This window comes from Novosphingobium mississippiense (assembly GCF_044029535.1).
Classification (GTDB): Bacteria; Pseudomonadota; Alphaproteobacteria; order Sphingomonadales; family Sphingomonadaceae; genus Novosphingobium.
The window spans coordinates 3,684,541-3,711,437 of record NZ_CP147001.1 but is presented as its reverse complement, the minus strand read 5'-3'; the positions used below and the strand labels follow the sequence as shown (position 1 = coordinate 3,711,437).

Here is a 26,897-nt window from a genome sequence, read left to right as displayed (position 1 = left end):
CCTGCTGCAGTTTATTCTAGCCGGCCCGGATCAGCGTGCCCGCGCCTTCCTGCGTGAATATTTCCAGCAACATGGCATGGGAAACACGCCCGTCAAGCACGACCGCCGCCTCGCAACCGGCTTCGACCGCGTGAACGCAGGTTTCCAGCTTGGGGATCATGCCGCCGGAAATCGTGCCGTCTTCCTGAAGGACCTTGATGTCGGACGGCTTCAGGTCGGTCAGCAGTTCGCCCTGCTTGTCCAGCACGCCGTGCACGTCGGTCAGCAGGAACAGCCGCGCGGCGCCAAGGGCGGCGGCAATGGCGCCGGCCATCGTGTCCGCATTGATGTTGTAGGTCTGGCCATCCTCGCCCGGGGCGATCGGGGCGATCACCGGGATCATGCCGGCGGCCGAGATCGTCTCGATCACGCTGGTGTCGATCTTCGCAGGTTCCCCCACGAAGCCAAGGTCGACCACGCGTTCGATGTTGCTGTCCGGATCCTTGGCCGTGCGCTGCACCTTGGATGCGGTGACGAGGCCGCCGTCCTTGCCGGAAATACCCATGGCCTTGCCACCGGCTTCGCTGATCCAGCCGACGATTTCCTTGTTGATCACGCCCGAAAGCACCATTTCGGCGACTTTCGCGGTCTCCTTGTCGGTGACGCGCAGGCCATCGACGAAGCGCGATTCGACGCCCATGGTCTTGAGCATGGCGCCAATCTGCGGGCCGCCGCCGTGGACGACCACGGGGTTGATGCCCACCGCCTTCAGCAGCACCACGTCTTCCGCGAAATCGCGCGCCAGTTCGGGATCGCCCATGGCATGGCCGCCGTACTTCACGACGAACGTGCGACCGGCATACCGCTGCATGTAGGGCAGCGCATCGACGAGCGTCTCGGCCTTCGAGAGCATGGCGGGATCGTGGGGATTCGGCATGGGTGGCGCTTTAGACCCCTGCGTCAGTTTTTAAACCCTAAAACCGGACTGTAACGACCGATTGTTTCACTCTGCGTCCAGCGCGCGGCCCAGCTTCACGAACAGCCAGATGAACGGCGGCACCATGATCGTGGAGAGCAGCAGCTTGGAAATGATCTGCCCTTCCATGATCGACCACAGCGGCAGCACGCCCGCGAACGAGATCGTGATGAAGATCAGCGTATCGACCACTTGCGACAGCAGGCTGGCAATCCACGCGCGCAGCATCAGCAACGCGCCTTCACGACCGGCGGACAGGCGCGAGAATACCATCACGTTCAGCGTCTGCGATACGCCGTAGGAAACCAGGCCCGCGAACTGCATGCGCGCGCCCTGCCCCAGCAGGCGGGCGTAGGCTTCCTGATCCTGCCAGAACGGCGCCGGCGGCACCGCGTGGATCACCAGGGTCAGCAGGCTCATCGACACGATCAACGGGATGAAACCGAACCGGATCAGCCGGTTGGCCACCACCGTACCGTGCAGTTCGGCCACCGCGCTGGAGAGCACCACCAGCAGCAGGAATGCGAAGATCCCCGATTCCACGGCCAGGTCGCCCACCACCGGCCAGTGGCCCAGCGAGGCGATCTTGATGCCCAGCACGCCAGCCAGCACCACCAGCCCGCCATAGAGCGTAGAGAAGACGAACATCGAACGGGGAATGAGAATCGCGCGGGACTGCGCGCTTGCCGGGGCTTGCGGTTCCATGACGATGCTCTAACGGGCTTGGCACAATTGCACTAGCCGCCACGAATGCGCGCCTCTAGGTTTGCGCACAGATTCAGCATGTTTTTTGGAGACCCGGGGACGATGCACGTCGCCTACAGCCTGTTTGGCATCGTTCTCATCATGGCCTTCGCCTTTCTTCTGTCCACCAATCGCCGGGCAATCCGGCTGCGCGTGGTGGGCGCGGCGTTCGCGCTTCAGGCCGGGCTGGCGGCGCTGGTGCTCTACGTTCCGTTCGGCAAGGACCTGCTGGGCGGCGCCGCGGCGGGCGTGGAAAGCCTGCTGGGCTATGCCCATGCCGGCGTGGAATTCCTGTTCGGCCCGCTGGCCAGCCCGGAAATCGGCGGCCATTCCTTCGCGATCTCCGCCCTGCCGGTGATCATCTTCTTCGCATCGCTGATCTCGATCCTCTATTACCTGAAGATCATGCCGCTGGTGGTGCGCTGGATCGGCGGCGCGCTGGAGAAGGTGACCGGGATCAGCAAGGTGGAAAGCCTCTGCGCCGCGTCCAACATCTTCGTGGGCCAGAGCGAGGCGCCGCTGGTGATCCGCCCCTACCTTGCCAACCTCAACCCCTCGCAGCTGTTCTGCGTTATGAGCGTGGGCCTGGCGGGCGTGGCCGGCACGATCCTGGCCGCCTATGCCTCGATGGGCATCCGCATCGACTATCTGGTGGCCGCCGCCTTCATGTCGGCGCCGGGCGGCATCTTCATGGCGAAGATGATCATGCCCGATCCGCGCCCGGTGGTCGAAGAGGCGGACGTGCATGAAGGCACGCTGCCGCCCGCTGGCGCTGCCGCCGCCGCGCTGAACCGCGCGGACGTGACGCACCTGCCCGGCGTCCATATCGACGAGCCCGAAGCCGTAGAGCATGACGAGGAAAAGCCCGCCAACATCATCATGGCCGCATCGCAGGGCGCGCAGACCGGCGTGAAGCTGGCCGTCGCCGTCGGCGCCATGGTGCTGGCCTTCGTGGCGCTGATCGCGCTGGCCAACGGTCTGGTCGGCTGGGTCGGCAGCCTGTTCGGCTTTGCCGGCGTGACCTTCCAGGGCCTGCTAGGCTACGTCTTCGCGCCGGTGTTCTACCTGCTCGCCACGCCCGACTGGCACGAGGCGATGCAGGCGGGCAGCCTGTTCGGCAGCAAGATCGTGCTGAACGAATTCGTCGCCTTCATCGATCTTGGCAACATGAAGGAGCTTTCCGCGCGCACGGTGGCGGTGGTGACCTTCGCGCTCTGCGGCTTCGCCAACTTCTCGTTCGATCGCGATCCAGATGGCGGTGACCGGCGGTCTTGCGCCCAACCAGCGCCCGATCATCGCCCGCCTGGGCGTCCGCGCGCTTTGCGCCGGTAGCTTGTCCAACCTGATGAGCGCTGCGCTGGCCGGGCTGTTCCTGGGGCTGAACTGAGGCCCTCCCGACCCGCACTTCACACTCCGTCGCCCCCGCGAAAGCGGGGGCCCCGCTTCCTTCTGCGACCTGTCGTGTGCCGCGAGAAAAGCGGGATCCCCGCCTTCGCGGGGATGACGAGGCTGGATGTTGCGGCAGGTTCGCTGACTGGCCGAGTGAAGCCCTCTACTTCCCCCGCCCCGGCTCCACATCGCGACCGGCCCAGGCGGCATAGCGCTCCGCTTCCGGGTTAGCCGCGAAGCTATCGGCAAGATCGTAGATCCTCACCTTGCGCGATTCCGCCTCGTAACGCGGCCAGATGTCGCCCGGATCGCCGTGCCGGACGAAATGCGCGACGTGCGAACGCATCCGCTGCCCCAGTTCCGCGCGCCGCCCCTTGTCCGGCCCACCCCGCACCAGCGCCATCTTCAGGCCGGAGAACGGCCAGAACATCGTCAGATCCAGCCCATGCGCGGCACCGACCAGCGGATGCGCATAGTCGAAGCGATAGAACCATGTCGGATTCCCCCGCGCATGACGCTCCGCAAAATGGCGCGTGGGCATCACGAAAGTAAGGTCCGAGCCGAGCGCGATGCGCCCTTTCCGGCTGCGCGGATACGTCGCCAGGATGCGCGCCGTCTGCTCCGGGCCGAACTGGTCGCGCAGCAGGCCCTTGAGGTCGTCCCACTTGGTCGGAAGGATATCGCCGGGCATCAGGTCGAACAGGCGCACTTCATCGCGCGTGGCCCCCGCCAGCAGCGGCACCGGTGCGGTCGGCGTCGCCACGGCTTCATCGAAGGAGGCGGGCAGCACATCGCCATCGTACCACGGTGCGGCGGGGATCGCGTTCTTCAACTGCTTGCCGACGATCGCCTGCGCTCGCATCAGGTCGGCGATGTCCATGGTCTTCAGCCGTTGAAGACGGGACTGGTCCAGCTTCAACGCCTCTGCATAGCGCCGCGCATCGCGGATCGAGCGTTCGCGGTCGTGGATCAGGCTGACCGCGCCGGACTGCATCACCGCGCCATGAAACAGGCCGCGCGCACGGGGAGAGAGCATCAGCAGCGAGACGGACATCGATCCGGCGGACTGGCCGCAGATCGTCACTTTGCCGGGATCGCCACCGAAATCGGCGATAGTGTCGCGCACCCATTCCAGCGCGGCGATCTGGTCGCGCAGCCCGATGTTGGACGGGATGGCCGGAAGGCCCAGCGCATCGGCGAAGTTCACGAAGCCCAGCACGCCGATGCGGTAGTTGATGGTGACGACGATGATGTCACCTTCCCGCGCCAGCCGCGATGCGTCGTAGGCATTGGCACCGCCGGCCAGGAAAGCGCCGCCGTGGATCCAGACCATCACCGGCTTCGGCCCGACCGATCCGCCTTCCGGGCGGAACACGTTGAGGTACAGGCAATCCTCGCCGTAAGTCTCGCTCTCCAGCACGTCGCGGCGCACCTTGCCACCGAACTGCTGGGGGCATTGACGGCCGAAACGATCCGCCGCGCGAGTGCCTTGCCACGCCGCGACCGGGCCGGGCGCCTCGAACCGGGCCGCGCTTGCGTAAGGTATGCCCAGGAAGCGCGTCAGCCCCGCCTCGCCGATGCCGGCCAGCGTTCCGCTGCGCGTTTCGATCACGATCTCGGTCACGGCGTCACTCCCCCTGCGGCCCGCACCATGACTAAAGGCCCGCAATCGCAGTGGTAACCGCCCCCGGCGACAAGACCATAGGGCAAATCATGTAATCCGCCGCCGTGATGCCTGCAGCGCGCAAGTATTCGTCGAATGGCCATTTTTCCCTTTTTGAAACAATACTTGCACCGGACAGCCAATGGAGGCAGCATCGACAGCCCGGCCATCAGGGAGGATCCCATGGACGACCTCGATCGCAGCAGCACCGGTTCCAGTTTCGAATTCAATCACCCGACGATCATCTGCCTGCTCTATCTCGCCTCGTGCGTGACGGGGGTCACGGCCATCGTCGGCATCGTGCTTGCCTACGTCTGGCGGGGCGAGGCGAAGGCGGATTGGGAAGCGTCTCACTATCAGTACCTGATCAACACCTTCTGGATCGGCCTGATCGGCTCGATCATCGGCGGCCTGCTGCTGATCGTGGTGATCGGCCTGCTGGTGCTGGCGGCGGTGGGCGTGCTGGTGATCGTGCGCTGCGTGATGAGCCTGCTCAATGCGCAGAAGCACCAGCCGATGCCCAATCCGGGAAGCTGGACGATCTGATCGGGCGGCCTGCGTCGGGAGGGTAGAAATGGGCCAGGCGCCCGCCGCGGGTGAGGTTTTCCTGCACGTTCGCGTGCTGGTCGGCTTGGTTCTTGGCCTTGCGCTTACCCGCCTGCTTTCCGGGATATCCGGCATCGTCCAGCATCCGCGGCGGCGGCGGCTCTATCCCGCCCACCTTGCCTGGGTGGCGGTGGTGCTGGTGATGACCATCCATTTCTGGTGGTGGGAATTCGGGCTGGAGCGCGTGACCACCTGGCGCTTCGAACTGTTCGCCTTCGTGCTGGGCTATGCCTTCCTGCACTATCTGCTGGCCAGCCTGTTGTTTCCCGAATGGATGGACGATTATGCGGGGTATGAGGATTACTTCCTCTCTCGCCGCGTCTGGTTCTTCGGCCTGCTGGTGGCGATCTGCGTGGCGGACTGGGTGGACACCTGGATCAAGGGGCCCGCCTATCTGAAAGCGCTGGGGCCCGAGTATCCGGTGCGGCTGATCGTCTGCGGCGCCCTGTTCGTGACGGCCGCATGGACCGCGAATCGCCGCTTCCACATCGCGCTGCCCCTGCTCTTCCTTGTTTATCTGCTCAGCTGGATCGGGCGAATCTACGAAATCCTGGGATGACCGTTTTTCAACCCTGTTGGCGTACAATCGCCTATAAGATAACCAATTGGTAATCATGAGAGAGCACGCTCGCTCCTGATTGAGACGCTGGCCGGATACGGAAACAGGCCGGACACTCGAAATTATCAGGAACGGAACGACCGGGGGGCGCCGCCTGTGAGGATACTGAGATACAGCGCCCATCAGCGCTATGCCGTGGGCAGGAAAGCAAGCATTCACCGCGAAGGCCGCCGCATCGGCAGTGGCCTGCTGGTCGAACTGTCTCAGGAAGGTTGCCGAATCGGCTGCCTTTCGGATGCCGGGCAGAACAATGTCGTTGCCCTCGCCATCGACGATCTGGTCACCATCAAGGTAGACGGCGCCGCACCGATCGAGGCGCGGGTACGGTGGACCGGCGGCGGCACGCTGGGCATGAAGCTGCTGCGTGCGCTGCATCGCGCCGAGCTGGACTTGCTGGTGCGCACCTGTCGCGGTGAATTTGACGAGCCGGAATTGCGCGAATACGGAACCTGATCCGGCCTCTCAAATCCTTAGAGTTTCATGCTTTTCCCTCGTCGTTCGAACGTCATTCCGATTGCCGGTGCACGCGACCCGCAGCGCGGCTTCACGCGCCGGCGCCCGCAGCGCCGTCCCTCCCGCCTGTGGCCGATCTGGATCATCGCCCCGCTGGCATCGTTCGCCGCCGTGTATTTCTGGCCCGCGATCGCACCCGGTCCGCAGTCCTCCACCACCAGCCCCGTCGCTTCGGCCGACGACCATGAAGTCGGCCGCTTCGCCCATTGCAGCGGCCGCAAACGCCACACCTGCATCGTCGATGGCGACACCTTCTGGTACCAGGGCAAGAAAATCCGCATCGCCGACATCAACACGCCCGAAACCAGCGAGCCGGACTGCCCTGCCGAAGCCGCACTGGGTGCCCGCGCCACTGTGCGGATGACCGAACTGCTGAACGAGGGCCGATTCTCTCTGGAGCCGTGGACCGACGGGCGCGACACCGATCGCTACGGCCGCGAACTGCGCGTGGTCACCCGCGGCGGGCAGAGCCTGGGCGAAGTGCTGGTGGCGGAGGGACTGGCCGAACGCTGGAAGGGCTACCGCCGCAACTGGTGCTGAGGCTGCACGGCCTGCGCATCCGGACGGGCTGGCATCGGCTGATGCCCGACAGCTGATGCCGAAACCTTGGATTGGTCATCCCCGCGAAGGCGGGGATCCCACTTGGCCTTCTAGAGCGTTTTCTAATCAGGTGGAATCACCTGATGACTCGGAAAACGCGATAAACCAAAAACTTAGAGCAGTTGATCCGATGCAATCGGATCGGAAACTGCTCTAGCGGCATGATCCCCACTCGCCCCTGAAAAAACAAAACCCCGCATGCCGATGGCATACGGGGTTTCGAAATCCGTACCGAAGCGCGGATCGGGCGAAGCGCTTACTCTGCCGCCTGCGTGCTGCCGAACATGTCGGGTTCCGACAGGTCCACCAGCGGCTCCGAATCGTTGGCCTTGGCCTTGCGGCGCGAATCGAAGTTCGTCCACACGGTGTTCCAGTCGCCACGAGTGGCGCCCTTCGAGTACTCCGTCGCGCGCGTTTCGAAGAAGTTCGCGTGCTCCACGCCGTTCAGCAGCGGCTGCAGCCAGGGCAGCGGATGCTCGTCGATCAGGTAGATCGGCTTCAGGCCCAGCTGGCCCAGGCGCCAGTCGGCGATGTAGCGGATGTACTTCTTGATGTCCTTGGGCGTCATGCCCGGAACCGGGCCGAGTTCGAAGGCCAGGTCGATGAAATTGTCCTCCAGGCGAATCGTAGTCTGGCACTGGTCGGCAATGTCGTCCTTCACCGCCTTGGTCAGGCAGCCGCGTTCCTGCACGAAAGTGTGGAACAGCTTGATGATGCCTTCGCAGTGCAGCGATTCGTCGCGGACCGACCACGAGACGATCTGGCCCATGCCCTTCATCTTGTTGAAGCGCGGGAAGTTCATCAGCATCGCGAAGCTGGCGAACAGCTGCACGCCTTCGGTAAAGCCGCCGAACATGGCCAGGGTGCGGGCAATGTCCTCGTCATTGTCGACGCCGAACTTCTGCAGGTAGTCGTGCTTGTCCTTCAGTTCCGCATATTCGAGGAAGGCGCCATATTCGCTCTCCGGCATGCCGATGGTGTCGAGCAGGTGCGAATAGGCGGCGATGTGCACCGTCTCCATGTTGGAGAATGCGGTGAGCATCATCTTGATCTCGGTGGGCTTGAAGACGCGGGCGTACTTCTCGTGGTAGCAGTCCTGCACTTCCACGTCGGCCTGCGTGAAGAAGCGGAAGATCTGCGTCAGCAGGTTGCGCTCATGCTCCGAGATGTTCTGCACCCAGTCGCGGCAGTCCTCGCCCAGCGGCACTTCCTCGGGCAGCCAGTGGACCTGCTGCTGGATCTTCCAGTAGTCGTAAGCCCAGGGGTATTCGAAGGGCTTATAGGTCTTGCGGGCTTCGAGAAGGGACATGGGCGGACTCCGATGGCGATTCGTGCAGGCGCGCCGAGACTGCTGGCAGCCACATAAGGCGGCATTTTCCGGGCATTCGCGGCGCTTGAAATTTCTGGCCCCGGGGCGAACCCGGGAGCCGACGGTGGCCACGATACTCAAATTCCACCATAAGTGGAGCCGCGTGCCCGAAAGTTTACACAGGTAAAAACGGCATATCTAGCGCCTCCCCCAATATGGGGACGCTAGCACTGGTAGACCAGAGGGAATTGCGCGACTCGCCGGATCGCGCCAGATTGCGGGGCTTCAACCCCTTCCTTTCGCCTTTGTGGAGAACGTGCATGACCGATGATAACGAGACCGCGTGGCCCACCGAATCCGGCTTCATTCGCAAGGGCATGACCGTGATCGGCCCGGAAGGTGCCGTGCTGGGCGTGGTGGACCGGGTGGAAGGGCAGGAAGTGTTGTTGGCAGAGGCTGGCCACCCCTTCATCGCCGTCAGCGAGATCGACGGCATCGATGGTGACCGCATCCTGCTGTCTCCGCGCGGAGACGCTACCTTCGGCCTGGGCGCGACGCCCTAGGCCCGGTTTGGACGATTCGCCCAAGGCGAATTTTGCCGGCACCGGCCCACTCCCCGTCCGACCATCCACGAAACGTTTCGCTGGCAGGACGAATGCCGGAACGATGGCCGCAGCCCCCCGTTTATCAGGCATACGAAGCCAAAAAACGGGAGAAATTCTCATGTTTGAGAAGCTGCGCATCCGTGAGCACATGGAAGTCGCCAACGCCGCTGGCGACCATGTGGGCACGGTGGACGAGGTGAAGGATGACCAGATCAAGCTCACCCGTTCGGACAGTTCGGACGGCGCGCACCACTTCATCGCCTTCGACAATGTCGATCGCATCGAAGACAACCGCGTCTACCTGAAGGAAGGCACCCCCATCCCCATGGGCGCCGGTACCCATTAATCCCCTTTGGGCACCGAGACAGCCCTAGGGCCCCGGTCTTTCGCACAGGGAAGGCCGGGGCCTTTCGCATTTAGGGGGCACCGTCTTTCGCAGGCGGCCTTTCGCAGGGGCGATGACGGCCAAAAGATATGATACACACAATATAGCAAGTCTTCCCAAGCCCTTCCCCGGCTGATAGCCCTTGTGCCGAAAAGACAAGACAATCCCGGGGGAAGACGCCGTGACCGCACGTCCCGTTAGAACTGTGCTCAGGAGCAGCGCGCTCAGGCTGGCACTGGCCATGCTCGCGCCAGTGGCGCTAACCGCCTGCAACAAGCCGGCACAGCCCATCGAACAGGGGATGATCGCCGATCCCGACGAATGGCCCAGTTGGGGCCGCACGCCCGGTGAGACGCACTATTCCCCGCTGGACGAGATCAACACCGACACCGTCGGCAATCTCAAGCTGGCATGGCACTACGATCTGGAGCCGGGCTACACCGCCAGCACGCCCTTGATGGCAGAGGGCAAGGTCTTCCTCACCAGCGGCCATTCGCATATCCGCGCGCTCGATGCTGTCACCGGCAAGCAGCTCTGGGAATACGACGGCGGCACCCGCGAACGCGCGAAGTCGGCCCTGCAGATGAGCTGGGGCAACAAGGGCATCGCCTATGATGCGGGCCATGTCTTCCTGACCACTACCGATGGCTACGTCATCTCGCTCGATGCGAAGACCGGCAAGGAAGCCTGGAAGACTTACGACTACCCCGATCAGGCGCCGCGCAATTCGAACGGCGCGCCGCGCGTGTTCGGCGGCAAGGTGATCGTCGGCTTCGGCGGCGCGGACATCAGCCCGGCGCGCGGCTTCGTCACCGCCTATGACGAAAAGACCGGCAAGCTGGTCTGGCGCGTCTACACCACGCCCGGAGACGAAGTGACGCCCGCCAACCAGAAGGCGGAGGCCGTCATGCGCAAGACATGGCCCAGCGGGTGGAAGAACCCCGACGGCACCCGGCGCGGCGGCGGCGGCACGGCATGGAATGCGTTCAGCTACGATCCCGAACTGAACCTGATCTACCTGGGCGTCGGCAACGGCTTCCCCTACAACCAGAACCTGCGCAGCCCCGGTGGCGGCGACAACCTGTTCCTCGCCTCCATCGTCGCGGTCGATGCGAACACCGGCGAATACAAGTGGCACTATCAGGTCTGCCCGGGCGAGCAGTGGGACTGCACCGCCACCACCGACATGTCGCTGGCCACGCTGAAGATCGACGGGAAGGACCGCAAGGTGCTGATGCAGGCACCGAAGAACGGCTTCTTCTACGTGATCGACCGGGCGACCGGCGAATTCATCTCGGCCGAGAAGATCGCCAAGGTCAGCTGGGCCGACCATATCGACAAGAAGACCGGCCGCCCGGTGGAGAACCCCGGCATCCGCTATGCCGGAAAGCCCGGCATGTTCGAACTCTGGCCCGGGCCGACCGGCGCGCATTCGTGGATGCCGCAGGCCTACAGCCCGCAGACCGGCCTCGTTTACATCCCGGTGCTGGAGATGGGCGCACTGATCGGGGACGGCGGCGCTGGCGGCGGAGAGATCAGCAAGGGCATGGGCGTGACGCTGATTCCCGAAGTGGAACTGCCCGGCGGCCACAAGAGCTTCCTGCGCGCCTGGAACCCGGTGACACAAACGCTGGCCTGGGAAGTCGAACTGCCCGGCACCTGGCCCGGCGGCGTGATGGCCAGCGGCGGCGGACTGGTGTTCGAAGGGCAAGTGGACGGCAAGTTCGTCGCTCGTGACGCAAAGACCGGCAAGGAACTCTGGTCGTTCAAGACCGAGAGCCCGATCGTCGGCGCGCCGATCACCTATCGCATGAACGGCAAGCAGTACGTCACCGTCATCACCGGCGCGGGCGGCCAGGGTGCGGGGATGCAATCGCTGGGCAATGCGGCCTTCCGCACCGACTATCGCCTGCCGCGCCGCGTGCTGACTTTCGCGCTGGACGGCAAGGACACGATCCCGCCCTACGCCTATGTCGAGCCGACACCGCCGCAGGATCCGACGTTCAAGCCCGATCTGGCCAAGGCACAGGCAGGGGCCATGCTGTTCGGCATGAAGGCCTGCATCGTCTGCCACGGCTGGAACGCAGTGGGCGGCGGCGCCGCGCCCGACTTGCGCTATTCGCCGATCATCACCGACGCGGCCACGTTCCGGCAGATCGTCAAGGAAGGCGGGCTGAAGATGAACGGCATGCCGCCCTTCCCCGACATTTCCGACAGCGATCTGGAAACGATCCGCTTCTTCCTGCGCGCCCGCGCCCAGGCCGCGCCGGCGGAAAAGCAGGCGCTGCTGGACAAGGCCAAGGCGGCCGCGGCCAGCACCGCCAAGCCGCAAGACTTCGTGGGCAAGTGGAATATCGTGATCCAGACCCCGGTCGGGCCGCAAAAGGCAGTGATGGACCTGACGGTGAACGGCAACGTGGTGACCGGCAAGGTCAGCGCCGAGCAAGGCACCGTCAACGTCGCCGGCGGGATCAAGGACGGTCGCGCGAAGTTCGAGGGCAAGGCCTCCATGCCGATGCCGATCACGGTCAGCTACGACGTGACTGTGAAGGATGGACGGATGAGTGGCGAGAACTCCAACGGCCCGTTCGGCACTTTCCCGATGACCGGCGCGCGTCCCTGACGCGCAAGCCGGCAAAGTCCAAGTCGGTGACGTGAAAAGGGGCGTCGGCAGCACCCGCTACCGGCGCCCTTTGCGCGAGCAATGGGCCTCGTGATGGGCCGCGGGCATCCCGCCGATCCGCACTATCCTGATCAGGGTGGGCTAAGCACACCCACAGCTTGCCAAAAAACACCTCCTCGCCCCCCGCGAAGGCGGGGATGACGGGGTTGGTTGGCGGCAGATTTGCTTCGCAATGACAAAGCAGGCGAGGCCTCGCTTACCCCTCCACCACCACCGATCCGAACCGTTGTGCCCGGCGGTACCCGCTGGGCGTCTCCCCCACCTTGCGCGTGAAGAACCGCGAGAAGTACGCCACATCGCTGAAGCCCAGCCAATCCGACAATTCGGAAATCGTCATGCCCGTATAGGCCAGACAACGCTTGGCCTCGGCGGCGATGCGTTCATGGATCAGGGCATTGGGCGAAAGGCCGGTCACTTCGTTGCAGGCCAGCCGCAGTTGCGAGACGCTGACGCCCAGTGTCGAGGCCATGTCCGGCAGCAGGGGCTGTTGGCGATAGCGCGCCTCCACCAACGCCTTGAACCGTTCGACCGTGTCGTAGCGAGAGCCGGCGGCCGGTGAGGTGACGCTCGATTCCGGGCAGTGGCGCAGCATCTGCAGCAGGATGGCCTGCAAATGAATCTCGGCGGCAATGGCGCGGCCGTGGCGCTGTTCGGCCATCTCCTCACGAAGCTGCAAGAATTCCGCGCCTATGCGGCTGAGTGCAGGCTCGGCCAGATCGAACAGGCGCGGCGCATCGAGCAGGCCCTTCAGCACCGGCGCGCGCACCAGCAGGTCTTCCAGATACCCCTTCTCCACCGTCAGCATCCAGCCATTGGCATTCGGTTCGTAACGGAAGCCATGGATGCGATAGGGCGGCACAACCATGACGCTGCCCGGCCGGAAAGGATGGACCTGCCCTTCCAGCGTGATCTCTCCGCCCGCCTCGGTGCAGACGCCGATTTGCAGGAAATGCGGATGGGTATGCGGCTTGATCTCCCACCCCCGCTCGCGGCAGCGTTCGTCCAGATGCTCGACATTGACGAACCAGTCCGCCCGCGCGCCCGTCTCGCCATAGAGAACGTAACGCGGGACCGAAGCGGCGCTCACGCTGCCGACGACGGTTTGGCCTGATGCGGCCTCATTTGGCGAAAAGTCCAAACGATTTTCAATTTCCGACATGGACCCGGGTTAGTTTAAAGTGGATTGGGGCACAAGCGGCAGGACCGGCGTGCCCTTGGGCATCATCCGGAACCGACTCGCAATGGAATGGATGCTCGACGGAAGGACGGCCCGCATGGCCCGGATCATTGGCGCTATCGCCAGTTCGCACACGCCCACCATCGGCTTCGCGCTGGACGCGAAGAAGCAGGACGATCCGGCGTGGAAGCCGATCTTCGATGCTTACGATCCGGTGCGCGCCTGGCTGGAGGACAAGCGGCCCGACGTGTTGCTGATCGTCTACAACGACCACATCACATCCTTCTTCTTCGACCACTACGCCCCCTTCACGCTGGGCGTGGACGACCGGTACCATGTGGCGGACGAAGGCGGCGGCGCGCGCCAAGTTCCGCCGATCGGCGGCCATGCCGGCCTTTCGCGCCATATCGTGCAGAGCCTGATGACCGACGAGTTCGACATCGGCACCTTCCTCGATCGCGGGCTGGACCATGGCTGCTTCTCGCCGCTGTCGGTGCTGCTGCCGCATGAAAACGGCGAATGGCCGGTGCAGATCGTGCCGCTTCAGGTGGGCGTGCTGCAGTTCCCGATCCCCACCGCGCGCCGCTGCTTCAAGCTGGGGCAGGCGCTGCGCACCGCGATCGAGAGCTATCCGGAAGACCTGACGGTCGCGCTGGTCGCCACCGGCGGGCTTTCGCATCAGGTCCACGGCGAGCGCTGCGGGTTCAACAATCCCACGTGGGATGCCCGCTTCATGGACCTGCTGGAAAGCGATCCCGAAGCGCTTTGCCGGATGACCCACGCGCAATATGCCGAACTGGGCGGGATGGAAGGTGCGGAAGTCATCATGTGGCTGATCATGCGCGGTGCCCTCTCCGCCCGCGTGCGCTGCCTGCATCGCAGCTATTACCTCCCCTCGATGACCGGCATCGCCACCGCCGTCTACGAGAACGAATCGCCGGAGCCGGACGCGACCTTCCTGGCCGCCCATCGCGCCCGCATGGACGAACAACTGGCAGGGGCCGAGCGATTCGCGGGCACCTATCCCTATACGCTGGAGCGCAGCGCCCAAGGGTATCGCCTGAATCGCTTCCTCCACGCTCTGGTGGAGCCCGAAGCGCGCGCCGTCTTCCTGGCGGGCGAGGACGCCGCCATGGCCGCCGCGAAACTTAGCGAGCAGGAGCAGGATCTTGTTCGCCGCCGCGACTGGCGCGGGCTGATCCACTACGGCGCGATCTTCTTCGTTCTGGAGAAGCTGGCGGCGGTAACCGGGGTATCCAATTTGCACATTTATGCCTCAATGCGCGGAGAGACGCTTGAGGACTTCATGAAGACCCGCAACCAGCAGGTCACTTACTCGGTGGCGGCACAGCCGGCCTGAGGGTCTGATTCGATATTCGCCGAAGTGGCCAATATCGGTTCGGCACCGGCCCTCTCCCCCACCCGACCTCCCACGAGTCTACCCTGTCGGGTGGCCGGGTGGGGGAGAGGGCCGGCGCCGAACAATCCGGAGCGATGGTTCCGGATCAGATTCTGAGTCCAGCGCTGCGTCGCCCCCCGCGTCGCCAATAATTCCCGCGCCCTGCAAGAAGGCAGCGGAACCACAGGAGAAGTGCATGGAAGACCCACGCGCCATAATCGCGCGCGAGCCGATGCATTACCGGCAGATCATTGCCATCGGCATCGCAACCGCGCTCAACGCCCTGGACGGGTTCGACGTGCTGTCGATCAGTTTCGCCGCGCCCGGCATTTCCAAGGACTGGGGCATCGATCGCGCCGCGCTTGGCCTCGTGCTGTCGATGGAACTGTTCGGCATGGGCATCGGCGCCTTCATTCTGGGCAGCCTGGCCGACAAGCTGGGCCGCCGCCCGACGCTGCTGGCCTGCCTTGTCATCATGGGCTCGGGCATGTTCCTGGCGTCCACGGCGACCAGCGTGCCGGTCCTTTCGGCCTATCGCCTGTTCACCGGCCTTGGCATCGGAGGCATGTTGGCGGCAACCAACGCCGTCGTCGCCGAATGCTCGAACGCCAAACGCCGCAATCTTTCCGTGGCGATCATGGCTGGCGGCTATCCGATGGGTGCCATCGTCGGCGGCACGATCGCCTCATGGCTGCTCGGCGTGACCGGGCACTGGCAGTCGGTCTTCGAATTCGGCGCGGCCGTCACGTTCTGCTTCATTCCGCTGGTGCTCTGGCTGGTGCCGGAAACCATGGCCTTCCTGCTGCTGAAGCGCCCCGCCGGCGCGCTGGAAAAGATCAACCGCACGCTGGTGAAGCAGAACCGCCAGCCGCTGGCCGCGATGCCGCCCGCCGATCCGGTAAAGGAACGCACCAGCGTGGCCGCCCTGTTCGCGCCGGGCCTTGCCAGCGTGACCGTGATGCTGACGGCGGTGTGCTTCTTCCACATGATGACCTTCTACTTCCTGGTGAAGTGGATTCCGAAGATCGTCGTCGACCTGGGCTTTGCCCCGGCATCGGCGGGCGGCGTGCTGGTCTGGGCCAATGTCGGCGGTGCGATCGGTTCGCTTGCCGTCAGCCTGCTGAGCCAGAAAGTCGGCATCCGTCCGCTGGTGGTCGCCTCGATGGTACTGGGCGCGGGTGCGGTCATGCTGTTCGGTCAGGGCTTTTCGACGCTGGGCGGCCTCTCGCTGATCGCCTGCGTGGCCTGCTTCTTCCTGAACGCCGCCATCGCCGGTTTCTACGCCGTGATCGCCCAGAGCTATCCCGCCGCCCTGCGCGGTGGCGGCACCGGGCTGGTGATCGGCGTGGGCCGCGCCGGCGCCGCGCTGGGCCCGATCGTGGCCGGCCTGCTGTTCAGCACCGGCTGGGGCCTTACCCCGGTTGCCATGACGCTGGCCTGCGGCACGCTGATCGCCGCCGTGGTGCTTTCGATGGTGCGCTACCGCGAGACCGCCATCGCGTAACCATTGGCCCGATCGGCCAAGAAAAGATAAGGGGGCGGCCGTGTGCGGCTGGCCGCCCCGCCTAAAATAGCAAGACGCTCCAGAGAGGAATTTCCATGCGCACCCCCCGCGCCTTGTCCCTGCTTGCCTGCGGCACCGCTGCTGCGGCCATGTTCGCCTTCCAACCCGCGCTTGCGCAGTCCGTCCCGCCGGACAGTGCCAAGACGGGCGAGACCGGCACGCTTTCCACCCAGGCCCCTCCCGGCATTCGCCCCGCCAAGTCGCAGGCGCGTCCCGCCGAAGCCATGCCCGGCGGCCGCCCCGGCCCGGCCAACCAGCCGCAGGCGATCCGCTGGACCGAGGATTGGTCGAAGAAGCCCGACGCAAACGCGCCGCTGCTGGAAAAGATCAAGCACATCCCCATCGCCAATGACGACGTCTACCTGACGCTCGGCGGCGAGGCGCGGGTCTACTACACCGACTGGCACCACTCCTCGCTGGGCCTGAAGCCGAACGACAACAACGATCCGGTCCAGTCGCGCCTGCGTCTGCTGGCGGACCTGCACGTGGGCGAGAACCTGCGCGCCTATGTCGAACTGGGCGACAACCGCGAATATGGCGAACAGTTCGCCACCGTGCCCAACCGCGACAAGGTGGACATCTACCAGGCCTTCGTCGACGTGACGGTGCCGCTGGGCCAGGCCGGCAAGGTGACGTTCCGCCCCGGCCGCTTCGAAATGCCGCTGGGCAACGGCAAGCTGGTGGGCGTGCGCGAAGGCCTGAACATGCGCTTCACCTATCAGGGCGTGCGCGCCACCTACATCCTGCCGGGCAAGGTTTCGGTAGACGTTTTCGCGGTGAAGCCGATCCAGATCGATCCGGGCACGTTCGACGATGGCCCGAACCACGCGCAGGATTTCCACGGCGTCTACATCAGCGCGCCCAATCGCATCGCCGGCTTCGGCACCGACATCTACTGGTACGAGATGGAGCGCGACCGCGCGACGCTGGCCGCCGGCATCGGCAAGGACGATCGCAACAACTGGGGCGGCCGCCTGTGGAAGCGCGGCCCGCACTGGGACCTCGACCTTGAGGGCACCTATCAGAGCGGTACGTTCATCGGCAAGGATATCAAGGCCTTCGGCACCATGTTCGAGGGCGGCTACACCTTCGGCGATGCCCCGATGAAGCCCCGCCTGGGCCTGCGCGCCAACTACTTCAGCGGCGACAAGGACCTGACCGACGGCAAGGTGGGCACGTTCGTCCCCGCCGCCGCACGCCTGCCGCTGATCAGCGAGGCGGCGTTCTTCACGTTCTCCAACCTGATGGACCTCTATCCCTCGGTCACCGTCAAGCCGACCCCGGCGATCACCGTCATGGCCGGCCCGGACTTCCTGTGGCGCGCGCGCAAGGGCGACGGCGTCTACATCGGCCCCTCGGGTTCCAGCTTCGCGCCTTACGATTCCAGCCGCTCGATCGGTACCGACCTCAACCTCGAAGCCTCGTGGCAGGTTACCGACCGGCTGGCCTTCCGCCTTTGGGAAACCTACTTCGCCGCCAGCAATTCGTTCCAGGACAACGGCGGCAAGAACGGCAACTACTTCGGCCTGATGGCGAACTACAAGTTCTGAACGTCACGCCGGAACTCAAGAAGGAAGGCAGGGGAGCAAACGCTTCCCTGCCTTTTCTTTTCCCGACGCTCAGGCCGCTATCAGGCGCGACCGTCCACCGCCTGACGGCCGATCGCCGGATCGTCGGTAAAGAACGAATCGATCCCCAGCGCCAGATAGCGGCGGATTTCAGCGATACTCCCCGCCGGATTACGCGCGCCCGGCCCGGCGCCATCGCGAAGGTCGGTCGGCAGGAAATAGTTCTCCGGCCGGAAGGTCCAGGTCGATACCAGCAGGCCCGCGGCATGGGCACGCTCGACCAGGCCGGTGCCTTGCGCCAGCAGCTTCCCGTCCTTGTCCCGCCCCAGCAGCGCCATGTTGTAGGGCGAGATCCAATCGGCATAGGTCGCCATTTCGGCCAGTCCCGCATCGCTGTGCATCTCGTCGAACGTCGGACCCGATCCCTTGGCAACGACATCGGCCGGCCGCATCGTGCCCGGCATCGTCAATTGCAGAAGCTGGACATTGCCCAACCCCTCCAGCCGCTGGCGCAGCCACTTGAGATTGGCGATCTCGAAGCTCTGCACGATCACCGGCACGGTCTGCAGATAGGCGCTGGCATGCAGCCGGTCGAGGAAGCGCTGCTCCAGCGGCAAGCCCGCCGCCGCGAAATAGGTCGAATGCTTGAGTTCCGGGATCACCCCGATCACCCGCCCGCGCGCGGCGGATTCGGCGGCGACGAAATCGGCGATCTCCTCGAACGTCACCACCTGGAACTTGCCGTCGTAAGACTGGCTTTCGGGGCGCAGCGCCCCCAGCCGCTCCTTCGCGCGCAGGGTCTTGATCTCGGCCAGCGTGAAGTCCTCGGTGAACCAGCCGGTCACCTGTTCACCATCCACCGTCTTGGTCGTCTTGCGCGCGGCGAACTCGGCCCGGGCGGACACGTCGGTGGTTTCGGCAATGTTGTTCTCATGCCGAGCGATCAGCACGCCGTCCTTGGTGCTGACCAGATCGGGCTCGATGAAGTCTGCCCCGTCGGCAATCGCCTTGGCATAGGAGCCCAGGGTATGCTCCGGCCGCAGCGCCGAGCAGCCGCGATGGCCGATCACCAGCGGCTTGGCCGGGCGCGCCGGGCGAGTCCCCCTCGGTACCGGTACCGGTACCGGTACCGGCGCCGCCAGCACGCCGGGCGCGAAGCCCGCGGCCAATCCGGCTCCAAGCCCTGCGCCAACAAGCGAACGGCGGGAGAGGCGGGTGTCGATCATCGGGGGTGTCCTTGGCAAGCGTGTCTGAGGCCATCACGGCCTCGTCCCACTTTCACGAGGACAACCAGTGACATGGCCTTCGCGCCTGTCGCTAGGACCGGAGAATGACAGCTTGTGGTCAAAGCAGGCCATGCCTGCATCGACGCACCTGTTGGCGAAGCAGCCTGGGCGGAATCGTCAGTTTCAAACCCATGACCTCTGCCCCAAACCACCTCGTCGCCCCCGCGAAGGCGGGGGCCCCGCTTCCTTCTGCCCCGCCCACGAAGAACAAGCGGGATCCCCGCCTTCGCGGGGATGACGGAGAGTGACGGGAATGACGGCGGATGGCTGGAATGGGGTCAGGACAAACGAAAACGGCTCTCCAGCATAAGCCGGAGAGCCGCCTCTCGGTGATCCTGTCGCCTACCTGATTACTGGCAAGCAAGGCACTCGTCGTAGTCGGTCGTCTCGCCGATCTCGAACTTGGGCGCTTCGGGCGTATTGTCCGCCTCGACCCCGCCCGAACCGGCGAAGCCCGCGCGCTGCACCGACTTCGAGCGCAGGTAGTAGAGCGACTTGATGCCCTTCTCCCAAGCCTGGAAGTGCAGCATCATCAGGTCCCACTTGTCCACGTCCGCCGGGATGAACAGGTTCAGCGACTGCGCCTGATCGATATAGGGCGTGCGGTCCGCCGCGAATTCGAGCAGCCAGCGCTGATCGATTTCGAAGCTGGTCTTGAAGATCGCCTTTTCCTCCGGCGAGAGGAAGTCGAGCTGCTGGACCGAGCCGCCGTGTTCGAGGATCGAGTTCCACACATTGGTGGAATCCTTCGACTTCGAGGCCAGCAACTTTTCCAGGTAGGGGTTCTTCACCACGAACGAGCCCGAGAGCGTCTTGTGGGTGTAGATGTTCGCCGGGATCGGCTCGATGCAGGCGGAGGTGCCGCCGCAGATGATCGAGATCGACGCGGTGGGCGCGATCGCCATCTTGCAGCTGAAGCGCTGCATCACGCCCATTTCGGCCGCGTCCGGGCAGGGCCCACGCTCGTTGGCGAGCAGCAGCGAGGCTTCGTCGGCCTTGGCGGCGATGTGCTGGAACATCTGCATGTTCAGCGCCTTGGCCATCGCGCTTTCGAAGGCGATGCCGCGCTTCTGGAGGTACGAGTGATAGCCCATCACACCCATGCCCACCGAACGCTCACGCGCGGCGGAATAGCGGGCGCGGGCCATCTCGTCCGGCGCGCGGTCGATATAGTCCTGCAGCACGTTGTCGAGGAAGCGCAGCACGTCTTCGACGAAGCGCTTTTCGCCCTTCCACTCTTCCCAGGTTTCCAGGTTGAGCGAGGAGAGGCAGCACACGGCCGTGCGGTCGTTGCCCAAGTGGTCGCGGCCGGTGGGCAGCGTGATTTCCGAGCAAAGGTTCGAGGTGGAGACCTTGAGGCCCAGATCGCGGTGATGCTTGGGCATCGTGCGGTTCACGGTGTCGGAAAACACCAGATAGGGCTCACCGGTGGCAAGGCGAACCTCGACCAGCTTCTGGAACAGCGAACGGGCGTGAACGGTGCCGCGCACCGAACCATCCTTGGGGCTCTTGAGGTCGAAGTCCTTGCCGTCGCGAACGGCTTCCATGAACTCGTCGGTCAGCAGCACGCCGTGGTGCAGGTTCAGTGCCTTGCGGTTGAAGTCTCCGCTAGTCTTGCGGATCTCCAGGAACTCCTCGATCTCCGGGTGCGAAACGTCGAGGTAGCAGGCGGCCGAACCGCGGCGCAACGATCCCTGCGAGATCGCGAGGGTCAACGAATCCATCACGCGCACGAACGGGATGATGCCGCTGGTCTTGCCGTTCAGGCCCACCGGCTCACCGATGCCGCGCACATTGCCCCAGTAGGTGCCAATGCCGCCGCCGCGAGAGGCAAGCCAGACGTTCTCGTTCCAGGTGGAAACGATGCCCTCAAGGCTATCGTCGACCGAGTTGAGGTAGCACGAGATGGGCAGGCCACGGCCGGTGCCGCCGTTCGAGAGAACGGGCGTGGCAGGCATGAACCACAGCTTCGAGATGTAGTCGTACAGGCGCTGGGCGTGGTCCTGATCGTCCGCATAGGCATCGGCCACGCGCGCGAACAGGTCCTGATACTTTTCGCCCGGCAGCAGGTAGCGATCGTCCAGCGTTTCCTTGCCGAAATCGGTCAGCAGCGCATCGCGCGAATCGTCGGTGACGACGGTGAAGCGGCGATCGTTGATCGTCTTCGAATCGGTCACGCGCGGTTTCGGCGCATCGGCGGCAGCGGCCAGGGCAGCCGCGGCGAGAGCGTCAGCCACCAGTGCGGCCGAAGCGGTATCGGTCTTGTCCATGGCGATTGCCGGGCTCACGCCCGCCTCCTTTTCCTGCTTCAGCCCAAGTGCTTTTGGCGTTGCCTTTGGGGGGGCCTTTGCGGGCACCTTCGGGGCATTGCTGCGGCTCGTTTCAAAGCCGGGCATTTCGACCTGACCATCATCAATTACATCGGAGCTGTTCACTTCAGCGTCGCTTCCGTTCCTGAAATCCACGTTTGCCCCCGTGCTTAAAATCCGGCGTCATCGAAGCGCCACACGGCGCCTTCACAACATAGCTTCGGGGCCGACCGGCCATCCGCGCGAGTCGCCGGGACGAAGGGATCGATCCGGCTAGCACGGACGGCACAAAAAGAGAACAAAATTCCCTGACCGACCCCGGCGCCCTGTTCGAGAAGCCCAGCAATCCAACCCGGAATCGTTTCCGCCCAGCCCCCACAGCCTGGAAACGACAATACCTAGGTTTAGATGCCCCGCGACCGACGCGCCACAACCCATAGTGCCCGTTCTGCCTTCCAACGCAAGTGGGGGTGCCCTGCCCCAAGGTCAATCGCGGGGCAGGGGTTTACATCGAAGTGGCTGCCGCGACGCGTGGGAAGTCCTTCATCGGGCTTGCGCGCAAGGGCCTATCTGCCCCCGGGACACAAAAATTTTTCCACATAAAACGGCGACGAAGCGAATCGGATTTGCGGCGAAGCGAGTTACCCGAAAGGCGGCTTTTCCCATCTGTCTAGGCACTTGGACATCGTTTTCCCCGCATCGGTGGACCAAAGTGGCTCAGCCCGTCGCAACGGTTGTAGCGGCGCATTCGTAGGGCGCGGTCGGCGCTTTACCGATTCCCCCCTTGCAACCACCTCGTCATCGGATGCTTCTACGCATCGCCAACCCTTCGATTCTCAAGGACATTCGATTCCATGATCAACCTGATCGGCGCCATCATCAGCGGCTTCATCATCGGCGTGCTGGCGCGTTGGCTCTATCCCGGTTTCGTGGACATGAGCTGGGTCGCCACGATCCTGCTGGGCATCGGTGGCTCCTTCGCCGCCGGGCTGATCACCACCCGGGGCGAGCCCGGCTTCCAGCGCGCGGGCTGCCTTGCCTCGGTGCTGGGCGCGATGGCGCTGATCTACATCGGCCGCCTGCTGCATATCGGGATGTGAGCGCGTAGGCAGGACCGCTCAGGCCGACCGGCGCCCGTGTCTCGTCAATGCGAGCGTAGCGAAGCAATGACGGAGGGTAGGCCTGGATCGAACGTGCCGAGGATGGCCCCGAGATGTGCCTCCAAAGGCCATCCTAGCCCTCACCACTTCGTCACCCCCGCGAAGGCGGGGCCCCGCTTCCTTTGGTCTTGCCGATAGAAGAACAAGCGGGATCCCCGCCTTCGCGGGGATGACGGCAGTTGGTTGGCCTATCCTGACGGGTGAAGCGGCTCGTGTTCCTTACGGCACCAGCACCGTGTCGTGCGGCTCCGTTTCCGTCTTCGGATAGTCCAGCGTGAAATGCAGCCCCCGGCTCTCATGCCGGTGCAGCGCCGAACGCACGATCAGTTCAGCGGTCTGGAGCAGGTTGCGCAGTTCGATCAGGTCGGTCGAGACACGGAAGTGGCGGTAATATTCCTCCACCTCGCCATTCAGCATCTGGATGCGGTGCATGGCGCGTTCCAGCCGCTTGGTGGTGCGCACGATGCCCACGTAGTTCCACATGAAGCGGCGGATTTCGGTCCAGTTCTGCTTGATGACCACTTCTTCGTCGGAGTCCGTCACCCGGCTTTCGTCCCACGCGCGCACCGGCGGCGGCGCGTCGAAGGCGTCCCAGTGGTCGAGGATATGCGCCGCACAGGATTCGCCGAACACGAAGCATTCCAGCAGCGAGTTGGAGGCGAGGCGATTGGCCCCGTGGAGACCGCTTTCGGTGCATTCGCCTGCCGCATAGAGGCCGGGCAGGTCGGTCTTGCCGTCCAGATCGATAAGGATGCCGCCGCAGGTATAATGCTGCGCGGGCACGACCGGGATCGGCTCCTTGGTCATATCGATGCCAAGGCCCAGCAGCTTTTCGTAGATGTTCGGGAAGTGCGCCTTCACGAACGCTTCGGGCTGGTGGCTGATGTCGAGGTGGACGTAATCGAGGCCGAAGCGCTTGATCTCCGAGTCGATGGCGCGGGCTACGATGTCACGCGGGGCCAGTTCCAGCCGCTCCGGATCGTAGTATTCCATGAAGCGCTTGCCGGTGCGCGGATTGATCAGGCGCCCGCCCTCGCCCCGCACGGCCTCGGTGATGAGGAAGTTCTTGACGTCCAGATTGTAGAGGCAGGTCGGGTGGAACTGCATCATCTCCATGTTGGAGACGCGCGCACCCGCACGCCAGGCCATGGCGATGCCATCGCCGGTCGCGCCGCGCGGCGCGGTGGAGAATTGGTAGACGCGGCCTGCACCGCCGGTGGCCAGGATCGTAGCGCGCGCCGTGTGCGCCTCCACCCGGCCGGTATTCTCGTCCAGCGCATAGACGCCCCAGACGCGGCCCGACCCCGAATAGCGCATCTCGTGCCGGCCGGTGATCAGGTCGATGCACGACTGGCCCGGCAGCAGGGTGATGTTGGGATTGTCCTCCGCCGCCTTGAGCAGCGCGCTCTGCACCGCCCAGCCGGTGGCATCCGCCACGTGAACGATGCGCCGGTGCGAATGGCCGCCTTCCCGCGTCAGGTGCAGTTCGTTGCCGTCCATGTTGAACGGCACGCCCAGTTCCACCAGCCGCTCGATCGCGTGGGGGGCGCGCTCTATCACGAACTCCACCGTTTCGTTGCGATTGAGCCCGGCGCCCGCGATCATGGTGTCGCGGATATGCTCCTCGAACGTATCGCCCGCGTCGAGCACCGCAGCGATGCCGCCCTGCGCCCAGGCGGTGGACCCGCCGGTAAGCGTGCCCTTCGCGAGAACGAGGACTTTCAGCTTTTCAGCCAGCGCCAGCGCAGCGGTAAGGCCGGCAGCGCCGGAACCGACGATGATCACGTCATAGGGGATGACATCATGAACAGGCGCGGCAACAGAATCCGTAGTCATGCCGGCTCCATGCCGAGACTAAGCAGCCCGCGCAATAATTAGCTTTGCATTCCCGCTTGCTCCGCAATCATGTTGCAGTGCAGCACGGGCCTGGGAGTCAGGCAGCTTGCACAGAACTCGTCAGGCTGACGAACACGTCCTCAAGGTCCGCCTCGCGCGTGGTCACATCGACGATCGAGAAGCCCTGCGCCTGCACGGCGGAGAGGATCTGGCCGGCATTGGCCTGATCCTTGTCGTAGGTGATCTGCAGCACGCGATCACCCGCCTTTTCGCACTTCACGAAGCCGGGATGGCTGGGCAGTTCGGTCATCTCGCGATCGAGCGTTAGGACCAGGATCTTCTCGCGCGCCATGCCCACCAGTTCGCGCGTGGGCTTGTTGGCGATCAGTTCGCCATGGTTGATGATGGCGATGCGGTCGCACAGTTCCTCGGCTTCTTCGAGGTAGTGCGTGGTCAGCACGATCGTCGCGCCTTCGCGGTTCAGTTCGGTGACCAGTTCCCACAGCTGGCGGCGCAGTTCGACGTCGACGCCGGCAGTCGGCTCGTCCAGCACCAGGACCGGCGGCTGGTGGACCAGCGCCTTGGCGATCAGCAGGCGGCGCTTCATGCCGCCCGACAGCGTGCGGGCATAGGCATCGCGCTTGTCCATCAGATGGACGGCGCGCAGCAGGTCTTCCGAGCGGCGCAGGGTCTTGGCCACGCCATAAAGGCCGGCCTGGTTCTCCAGCACTTCGAACGGGGTGAAGAACGGATCGAAGACGATTTCCTGCGGCACGATCCCGATCGAGCGCTTGGCATTGCGCTGGTGCTTGTCGATGTCGAAGCCCCAGATGTCGATCGAGCCGGAAGTCTTGCGCACCAGCCCAGCCATGATGTTGATCAGCGTGGACTTGCCTGCGCCGTTGGGCCCCAGCAGGCCGAAGATGCCGCCTTCGGGCACATCGAACGACACCCCCTTCAGCGCCAGCTTGCCCTCTCCGCTGCCCGCCGGGGCGTAACGCTTCTTGAGGTCGCGGATGGAGATGGCGGCGGAAGTGGTGCTGGTCATCCGCCGCATGTGGGACAGGATCGCCTGCCAGTAAAGGGCGCGCGGTACCGGACCCGACCAATTGCGCGACAATTGATCGATTGACGCTCCCCGCCCGAACACATACGATCCATAGCATATCATAAAAGCAGGCAAGTCAGACCTGCTTCTGGCGGGAGAGCAGCCATGGCCACGGCAACGCTGAACACGGACCACGACTATTTCACCGATCACGCGGTGCTTCTGGATCCCTACGATTATTTCGAGCGCCTTCGCGCGCAGGGGCCGGTCTGTCCGATGCCCGGCCGCGATATCCTGCTGGTCACTGGCTTTCAGGAATCGCTGGACGTGCTGCTGAACGCGCGCGACTTCTCCTCCTGGCTCAATCCCGACCCGCTGACGCCGCTGCCCTTCGTGATCGAGAGCGACGACATTTCCGACCAGCTCGCCAGCCATCCCAGCAGCGAGATGGAACTGCTGGTCTCCTACGACGGGAACCGCCACGCCGCCGCGCGGGCCTTGCTCAACCCGCTGTTCGTCCCCTCCCGCCTGAAGGAAAACGCCGCCTTCATGCGCAGCTATGCCGAGGGCATGGTGCGCGACATCGTGGCCCGCGGCGGCTGCGAACTGGTGGGTGAAGTGGCGACGCCGTTCGTCACCATGGTCATCGCCGATCTGCTGGGCGTGCCCGCCGAAGACCGGGAGGCATTCCGCGCCCTGATCGATGCCGCGCCGCCGCCGGGCAACATGGACGCGGGCGACGAAGGGCAGTCGATCCACCCGCTGCTCGCGATGGCCGGCTACTTCGCCCGCTACGTCGCCGAACGCCGCGCCCAGCCGCAGGACGACGTGATGACCGAGATGGCGACCGCGACGTATCCCGATGGTTCGACGCCGGATGCGATGGAAGTGGTGAAGTCTGCCATGTTCCTGTTCGCCGCCGGGCAGGACACCAGCGCCAAGCTGATCGGCAACGCGCTGCGGCGGCTGGCGGAGGATCAGCCGATGCAGCAGTTGTTGCGCGACGATCCTTCGAAGATCGGTCCGTTCCTGGAAGAAGTGCTGCGCATCGAAGGCTCCACCAAGGCCACCTTCCGCATCGCCGCCCGCGATACGAAGATCGGCGACATCGCCGTACCCGCCGGGCAACGGCTGGTGGTCTCGCTATCCGCCGCCAACCGCGATCCGCGCCGGTGGGAGAATCCCACGGACTTCGTGATCGGCCGTCCACGCATCAAGGAACACCTCGCCTTCGGACGCGGCGCGCATACTTGCGCCGGGGCGCAACTGGCGCGGGCGGAAGTGGCGGTACTGCTGGAATGCCTGCTCGCCGCAACAAGCGCGATCACGCTGGACGAGGCGCATCACGGCCCGGCCGACGCACGGCGGATCGCCTATGAGCCCAGCTACATCATCCGCGGGCTGGCGGAACTGCATCTGAAGGTGGAGTGAGGGGAGCGGCCGGCTCAGCCGTAGGGCCGCCGCCAACTTCGTCATTGT

The 26,897-nt window shown here is 64.6% G+C and carries 21 protein-coding genes and 1 pseudogene; 13 read left to right on the top strand and 9 right to left on the bottom strand.

Going from position 1 to position 26,897, the window contains the following annotated elements; translation table 11 throughout:
• Positions 1 to 16 precede the first annotated feature (16 nt).
• On the bottom strand, positions 17 to 916 hold the full coding sequence (gene argB / locus WBP06_RS17600; RefSeq protein ID WP_395330334.1) for an acetylglutamate kinase: 900 nt from the start codon (positions 914 to 916) through the stop codon (positions 17 to 19).
• Between the two features lie 66 nt (positions 917 to 982).
• Entirely contained in the window at positions 983 to 1,660 is a 678-nt protein-coding gene (locus tag WBP06_RS17595) for a queuosine precursor transporter (RefSeq protein WP_395330332.1), read from the bottom strand.
• Positions 1,661 to 1,762: 102 nt separating this feature from the next.
• On the opposite strand from WBP06_RS17595, the pseudogene WBP06_RS17590 reads away from it, so the two are divergent.
• A pseudogene (locus WBP06_RS17590) lies at positions 1,763 to 3,086 on the top strand (NupC/NupG family nucleoside CNT transporter).
• Between the two features lie 165 nt (positions 3,087 to 3,251).
• Here WBP06_RS17590 and WBP06_RS17585 read toward each other — a convergent pair.
• A complete protein-coding gene (locus WBP06_RS17585) occupies positions 3,252 to 4,712 on the bottom strand; it encodes a carboxylesterase/lipase family protein (protein WP_395330330.1) in 1,461 nt (486 codons plus the stop codon).
• 222 nt (positions 4,713 to 4,934) lie between these two features.
• On the opposite strand from WBP06_RS17585, the gene WBP06_RS17580 reads away from it, so the two are divergent.
• The 4 genes from WBP06_RS17580 to WBP06_RS17565 all read left to right on the top strand — a co-directional run bounded on the left by WBP06_RS17580 (position 4,935) and on the right by WBP06_RS17565 (position 7,029).
• Positions 4,935 to 5,297, top strand: a complete 363-nt coding sequence (locus WBP06_RS17580) for a DUF4870 family protein (RefSeq protein WP_395330328.1) — start codon at positions 4,935 to 4,937, stop codon at positions 5,295 to 5,297.
• A gap of 28 nt (positions 5,298 to 5,325) precedes the next feature.
• The gene (locus WBP06_RS17575; RefSeq protein ID WP_395330326.1) at positions 5,326 to 5,916 is read left to right on the top strand and encodes a hypothetical protein; all 591 of its coding nucleotides are present in this window, start codon (positions 5,326 to 5,328) and stop codon (positions 5,914 to 5,916) included.
• Positions 5,917 to 6,072: 156 nt separating this feature from the next.
• Positions 6,073 to 6,429 (top strand): PilZ domain-containing protein, encoded by a 357-nt coding sequence (locus WBP06_RS17570; protein ID WP_395330324.1) that lies wholly within the window; start codon positions 6,073 to 6,075, stop codon positions 6,427 to 6,429.
• A 27-nt stretch (positions 6,430 to 6,456) separates the two neighbouring features.
• Positions 6,457 to 7,029, top strand: coding sequence for a thermonuclease family protein (locus WBP06_RS17565; RefSeq protein ID WP_395330322.1), 573 nt, complete (start codon positions 6,457 to 6,459; stop codon positions 7,027 to 7,029).
• Positions 7,030 to 7,345: 316 nt separating this feature from the next.
• On the opposite strand, the gene WBP06_RS17560 is transcribed toward WBP06_RS17565, so the two are convergent.
• The gene (locus WBP06_RS17560) at positions 7,346 to 8,398 is read right to left on the bottom strand and encodes a ribonucleotide-diphosphate reductase subunit beta (protein WP_395330319.1); all 1,053 of its coding nucleotides are present in this window, start codon (positions 8,396 to 8,398) and stop codon (positions 7,346 to 7,348) included.
• 320 nt (positions 8,399 to 8,718) lie between these two features.
• Here WBP06_RS17560 and WBP06_RS17555 point away from each other — a divergent pair, with 320 nt between their 5' ends.
• The 3 genes from WBP06_RS17555 to WBP06_RS17545 all read left to right on the top strand — a co-directional run bounded on the left by WBP06_RS17555 (position 8,719) and on the right by WBP06_RS17545 (position 12,011).
• The gene (locus WBP06_RS17555) at positions 8,719 to 8,961 is read left to right on the top strand and encodes a DUF2171 domain-containing protein (protein WP_395330317.1); all 243 of its coding nucleotides are present in this window, start codon (positions 8,719 to 8,721) and stop codon (positions 8,959 to 8,961) included.
• 160 nt (positions 8,962 to 9,121) lie between these two features.
• On the top strand, positions 9,122 to 9,349 hold the full coding sequence (locus WBP06_RS17550) for a DUF2171 domain-containing protein (protein ID WP_395330315.1): 228 nt from the start codon (positions 9,122 to 9,124) through the stop codon (positions 9,347 to 9,349).
• A gap of 220 nt (positions 9,350 to 9,569) precedes the next feature.
• On the top strand, positions 9,570 to 12,011 hold the full coding sequence (locus tag WBP06_RS17545; RefSeq protein WP_395330313.1) for a PQQ-dependent dehydrogenase, methanol/ethanol family: 2,442 nt from the start codon (positions 9,570 to 9,572) through the stop codon (positions 12,009 to 12,011).
• 256 nt (positions 12,012 to 12,267) lie between these two features.
• Here WBP06_RS17545 and WBP06_RS17540 read toward each other — a convergent pair whose 3' ends face one another.
• The gene (locus tag WBP06_RS17540; RefSeq protein WP_395330311.1) at positions 12,268 to 13,158 is read right to left on the bottom strand and encodes a helix-turn-helix domain-containing protein; all 891 of its coding nucleotides are present in this window, start codon (positions 13,156 to 13,158) and stop codon (positions 12,268 to 12,270) included.
• Between the two features lie 187 nt (positions 13,159 to 13,345).
• On the opposite strand from WBP06_RS17540, the gene WBP06_RS17535 reads away from it, so the two are divergent.
• The 3 genes from WBP06_RS17535 (at position 13,346) to WBP06_RS17525 (ending at position 17,761) form a co-directional block, all read left to right on the top strand.
• A complete protein-coding gene (locus tag WBP06_RS17535; protein ID WP_395330309.1) occupies positions 13,346 to 14,608 on the top strand; it encodes a gallate dioxygenase in 1,263 nt (420 codons plus the stop codon).
• A 235-nt stretch (positions 14,609 to 14,843) separates the two neighbouring features.
• On the top strand, positions 14,844 to 16,151 hold the full coding sequence (locus WBP06_RS17530; RefSeq protein ID WP_395330307.1) for an MFS transporter: 1,308 nt from the start codon (positions 14,844 to 14,846) through the stop codon (positions 16,149 to 16,151).
• A 95-nt stretch (positions 16,152 to 16,246) separates the two neighbouring features.
• Positions 16,247 to 17,761: an alginate export family protein gene (locus tag WBP06_RS17525; RefSeq protein ID WP_395330305.1), complete on the top strand. Its 1,515-nt coding sequence runs from the start codon at positions 16,247 to 16,249 to the stop codon at positions 17,759 to 17,761.
• Positions 17,762 to 17,841: 80 nt separating this feature from the next.
• Here WBP06_RS17525 and WBP06_RS17520 read toward each other — a convergent pair whose 3' ends face one another.
• The gene (locus WBP06_RS17520; protein WP_395330303.1) at positions 17,842 to 19,005 is read right to left on the bottom strand and encodes a glycerophosphodiester phosphodiesterase; all 1,164 of its coding nucleotides are present in this window, start codon (positions 19,003 to 19,005) and stop codon (positions 17,842 to 17,844) included.
• A gap of 410 nt (positions 19,006 to 19,415) precedes the next feature.
• The gene (locus WBP06_RS17515) at positions 19,416 to 21,335 is read right to left on the bottom strand and encodes a ribonucleoside-diphosphate reductase subunit alpha (RefSeq protein WP_395334248.1); all 1,920 of its coding nucleotides are present in this window, start codon (positions 21,333 to 21,335) and stop codon (positions 19,416 to 19,418) included.
• Positions 21,336 to 22,228: 893 nt separating this feature from the next.
• On the opposite strand from WBP06_RS17515, the gene WBP06_RS17510 reads away from it, so the two are divergent.
• Complete coding sequence (locus tag WBP06_RS17510) at positions 22,229 to 22,474, top strand: GlsB/YeaQ/YmgE family stress response membrane protein (protein WP_395330301.1); 246 nt, start codon at positions 22,229 to 22,231, stop codon at positions 22,472 to 22,474.
• 279 nt (positions 22,475 to 22,753) lie between these two features.
• On the opposite strand, the gene nadB is transcribed toward WBP06_RS17510, so the two are convergent.
• Together nadB and WBP06_RS17500 are read right to left on the bottom strand one after the other, a co-directional pair.
• Complete coding sequence (gene nadB / locus WBP06_RS17505) at positions 22,754 to 24,370, bottom strand: L-aspartate oxidase (RefSeq protein WP_395330299.1); 1,617 nt, start codon at positions 24,368 to 24,370, stop codon at positions 22,754 to 22,756.
• Between the two features lie 97 nt (positions 24,371 to 24,467).
• A complete protein-coding gene (locus WBP06_RS17500) occupies positions 24,468 to 25,418 on the bottom strand; it encodes an ABC transporter ATP-binding protein (protein WP_395334247.1) in 951 nt (316 codons plus the stop codon).
• Positions 25,419 to 25,583: 165 nt separating this feature from the next.
• On the opposite strand from WBP06_RS17500, the gene WBP06_RS17495 reads away from it, so the two are divergent.
• Complete coding sequence (locus tag WBP06_RS17495) at positions 25,584 to 26,849, top strand: cytochrome P450 (RefSeq protein WP_395330297.1); 1,266 nt, start codon at positions 25,584 to 25,586, stop codon at positions 26,847 to 26,849.
• Positions 26,850 to 26,897 lie beyond the last annotated feature (48 nt).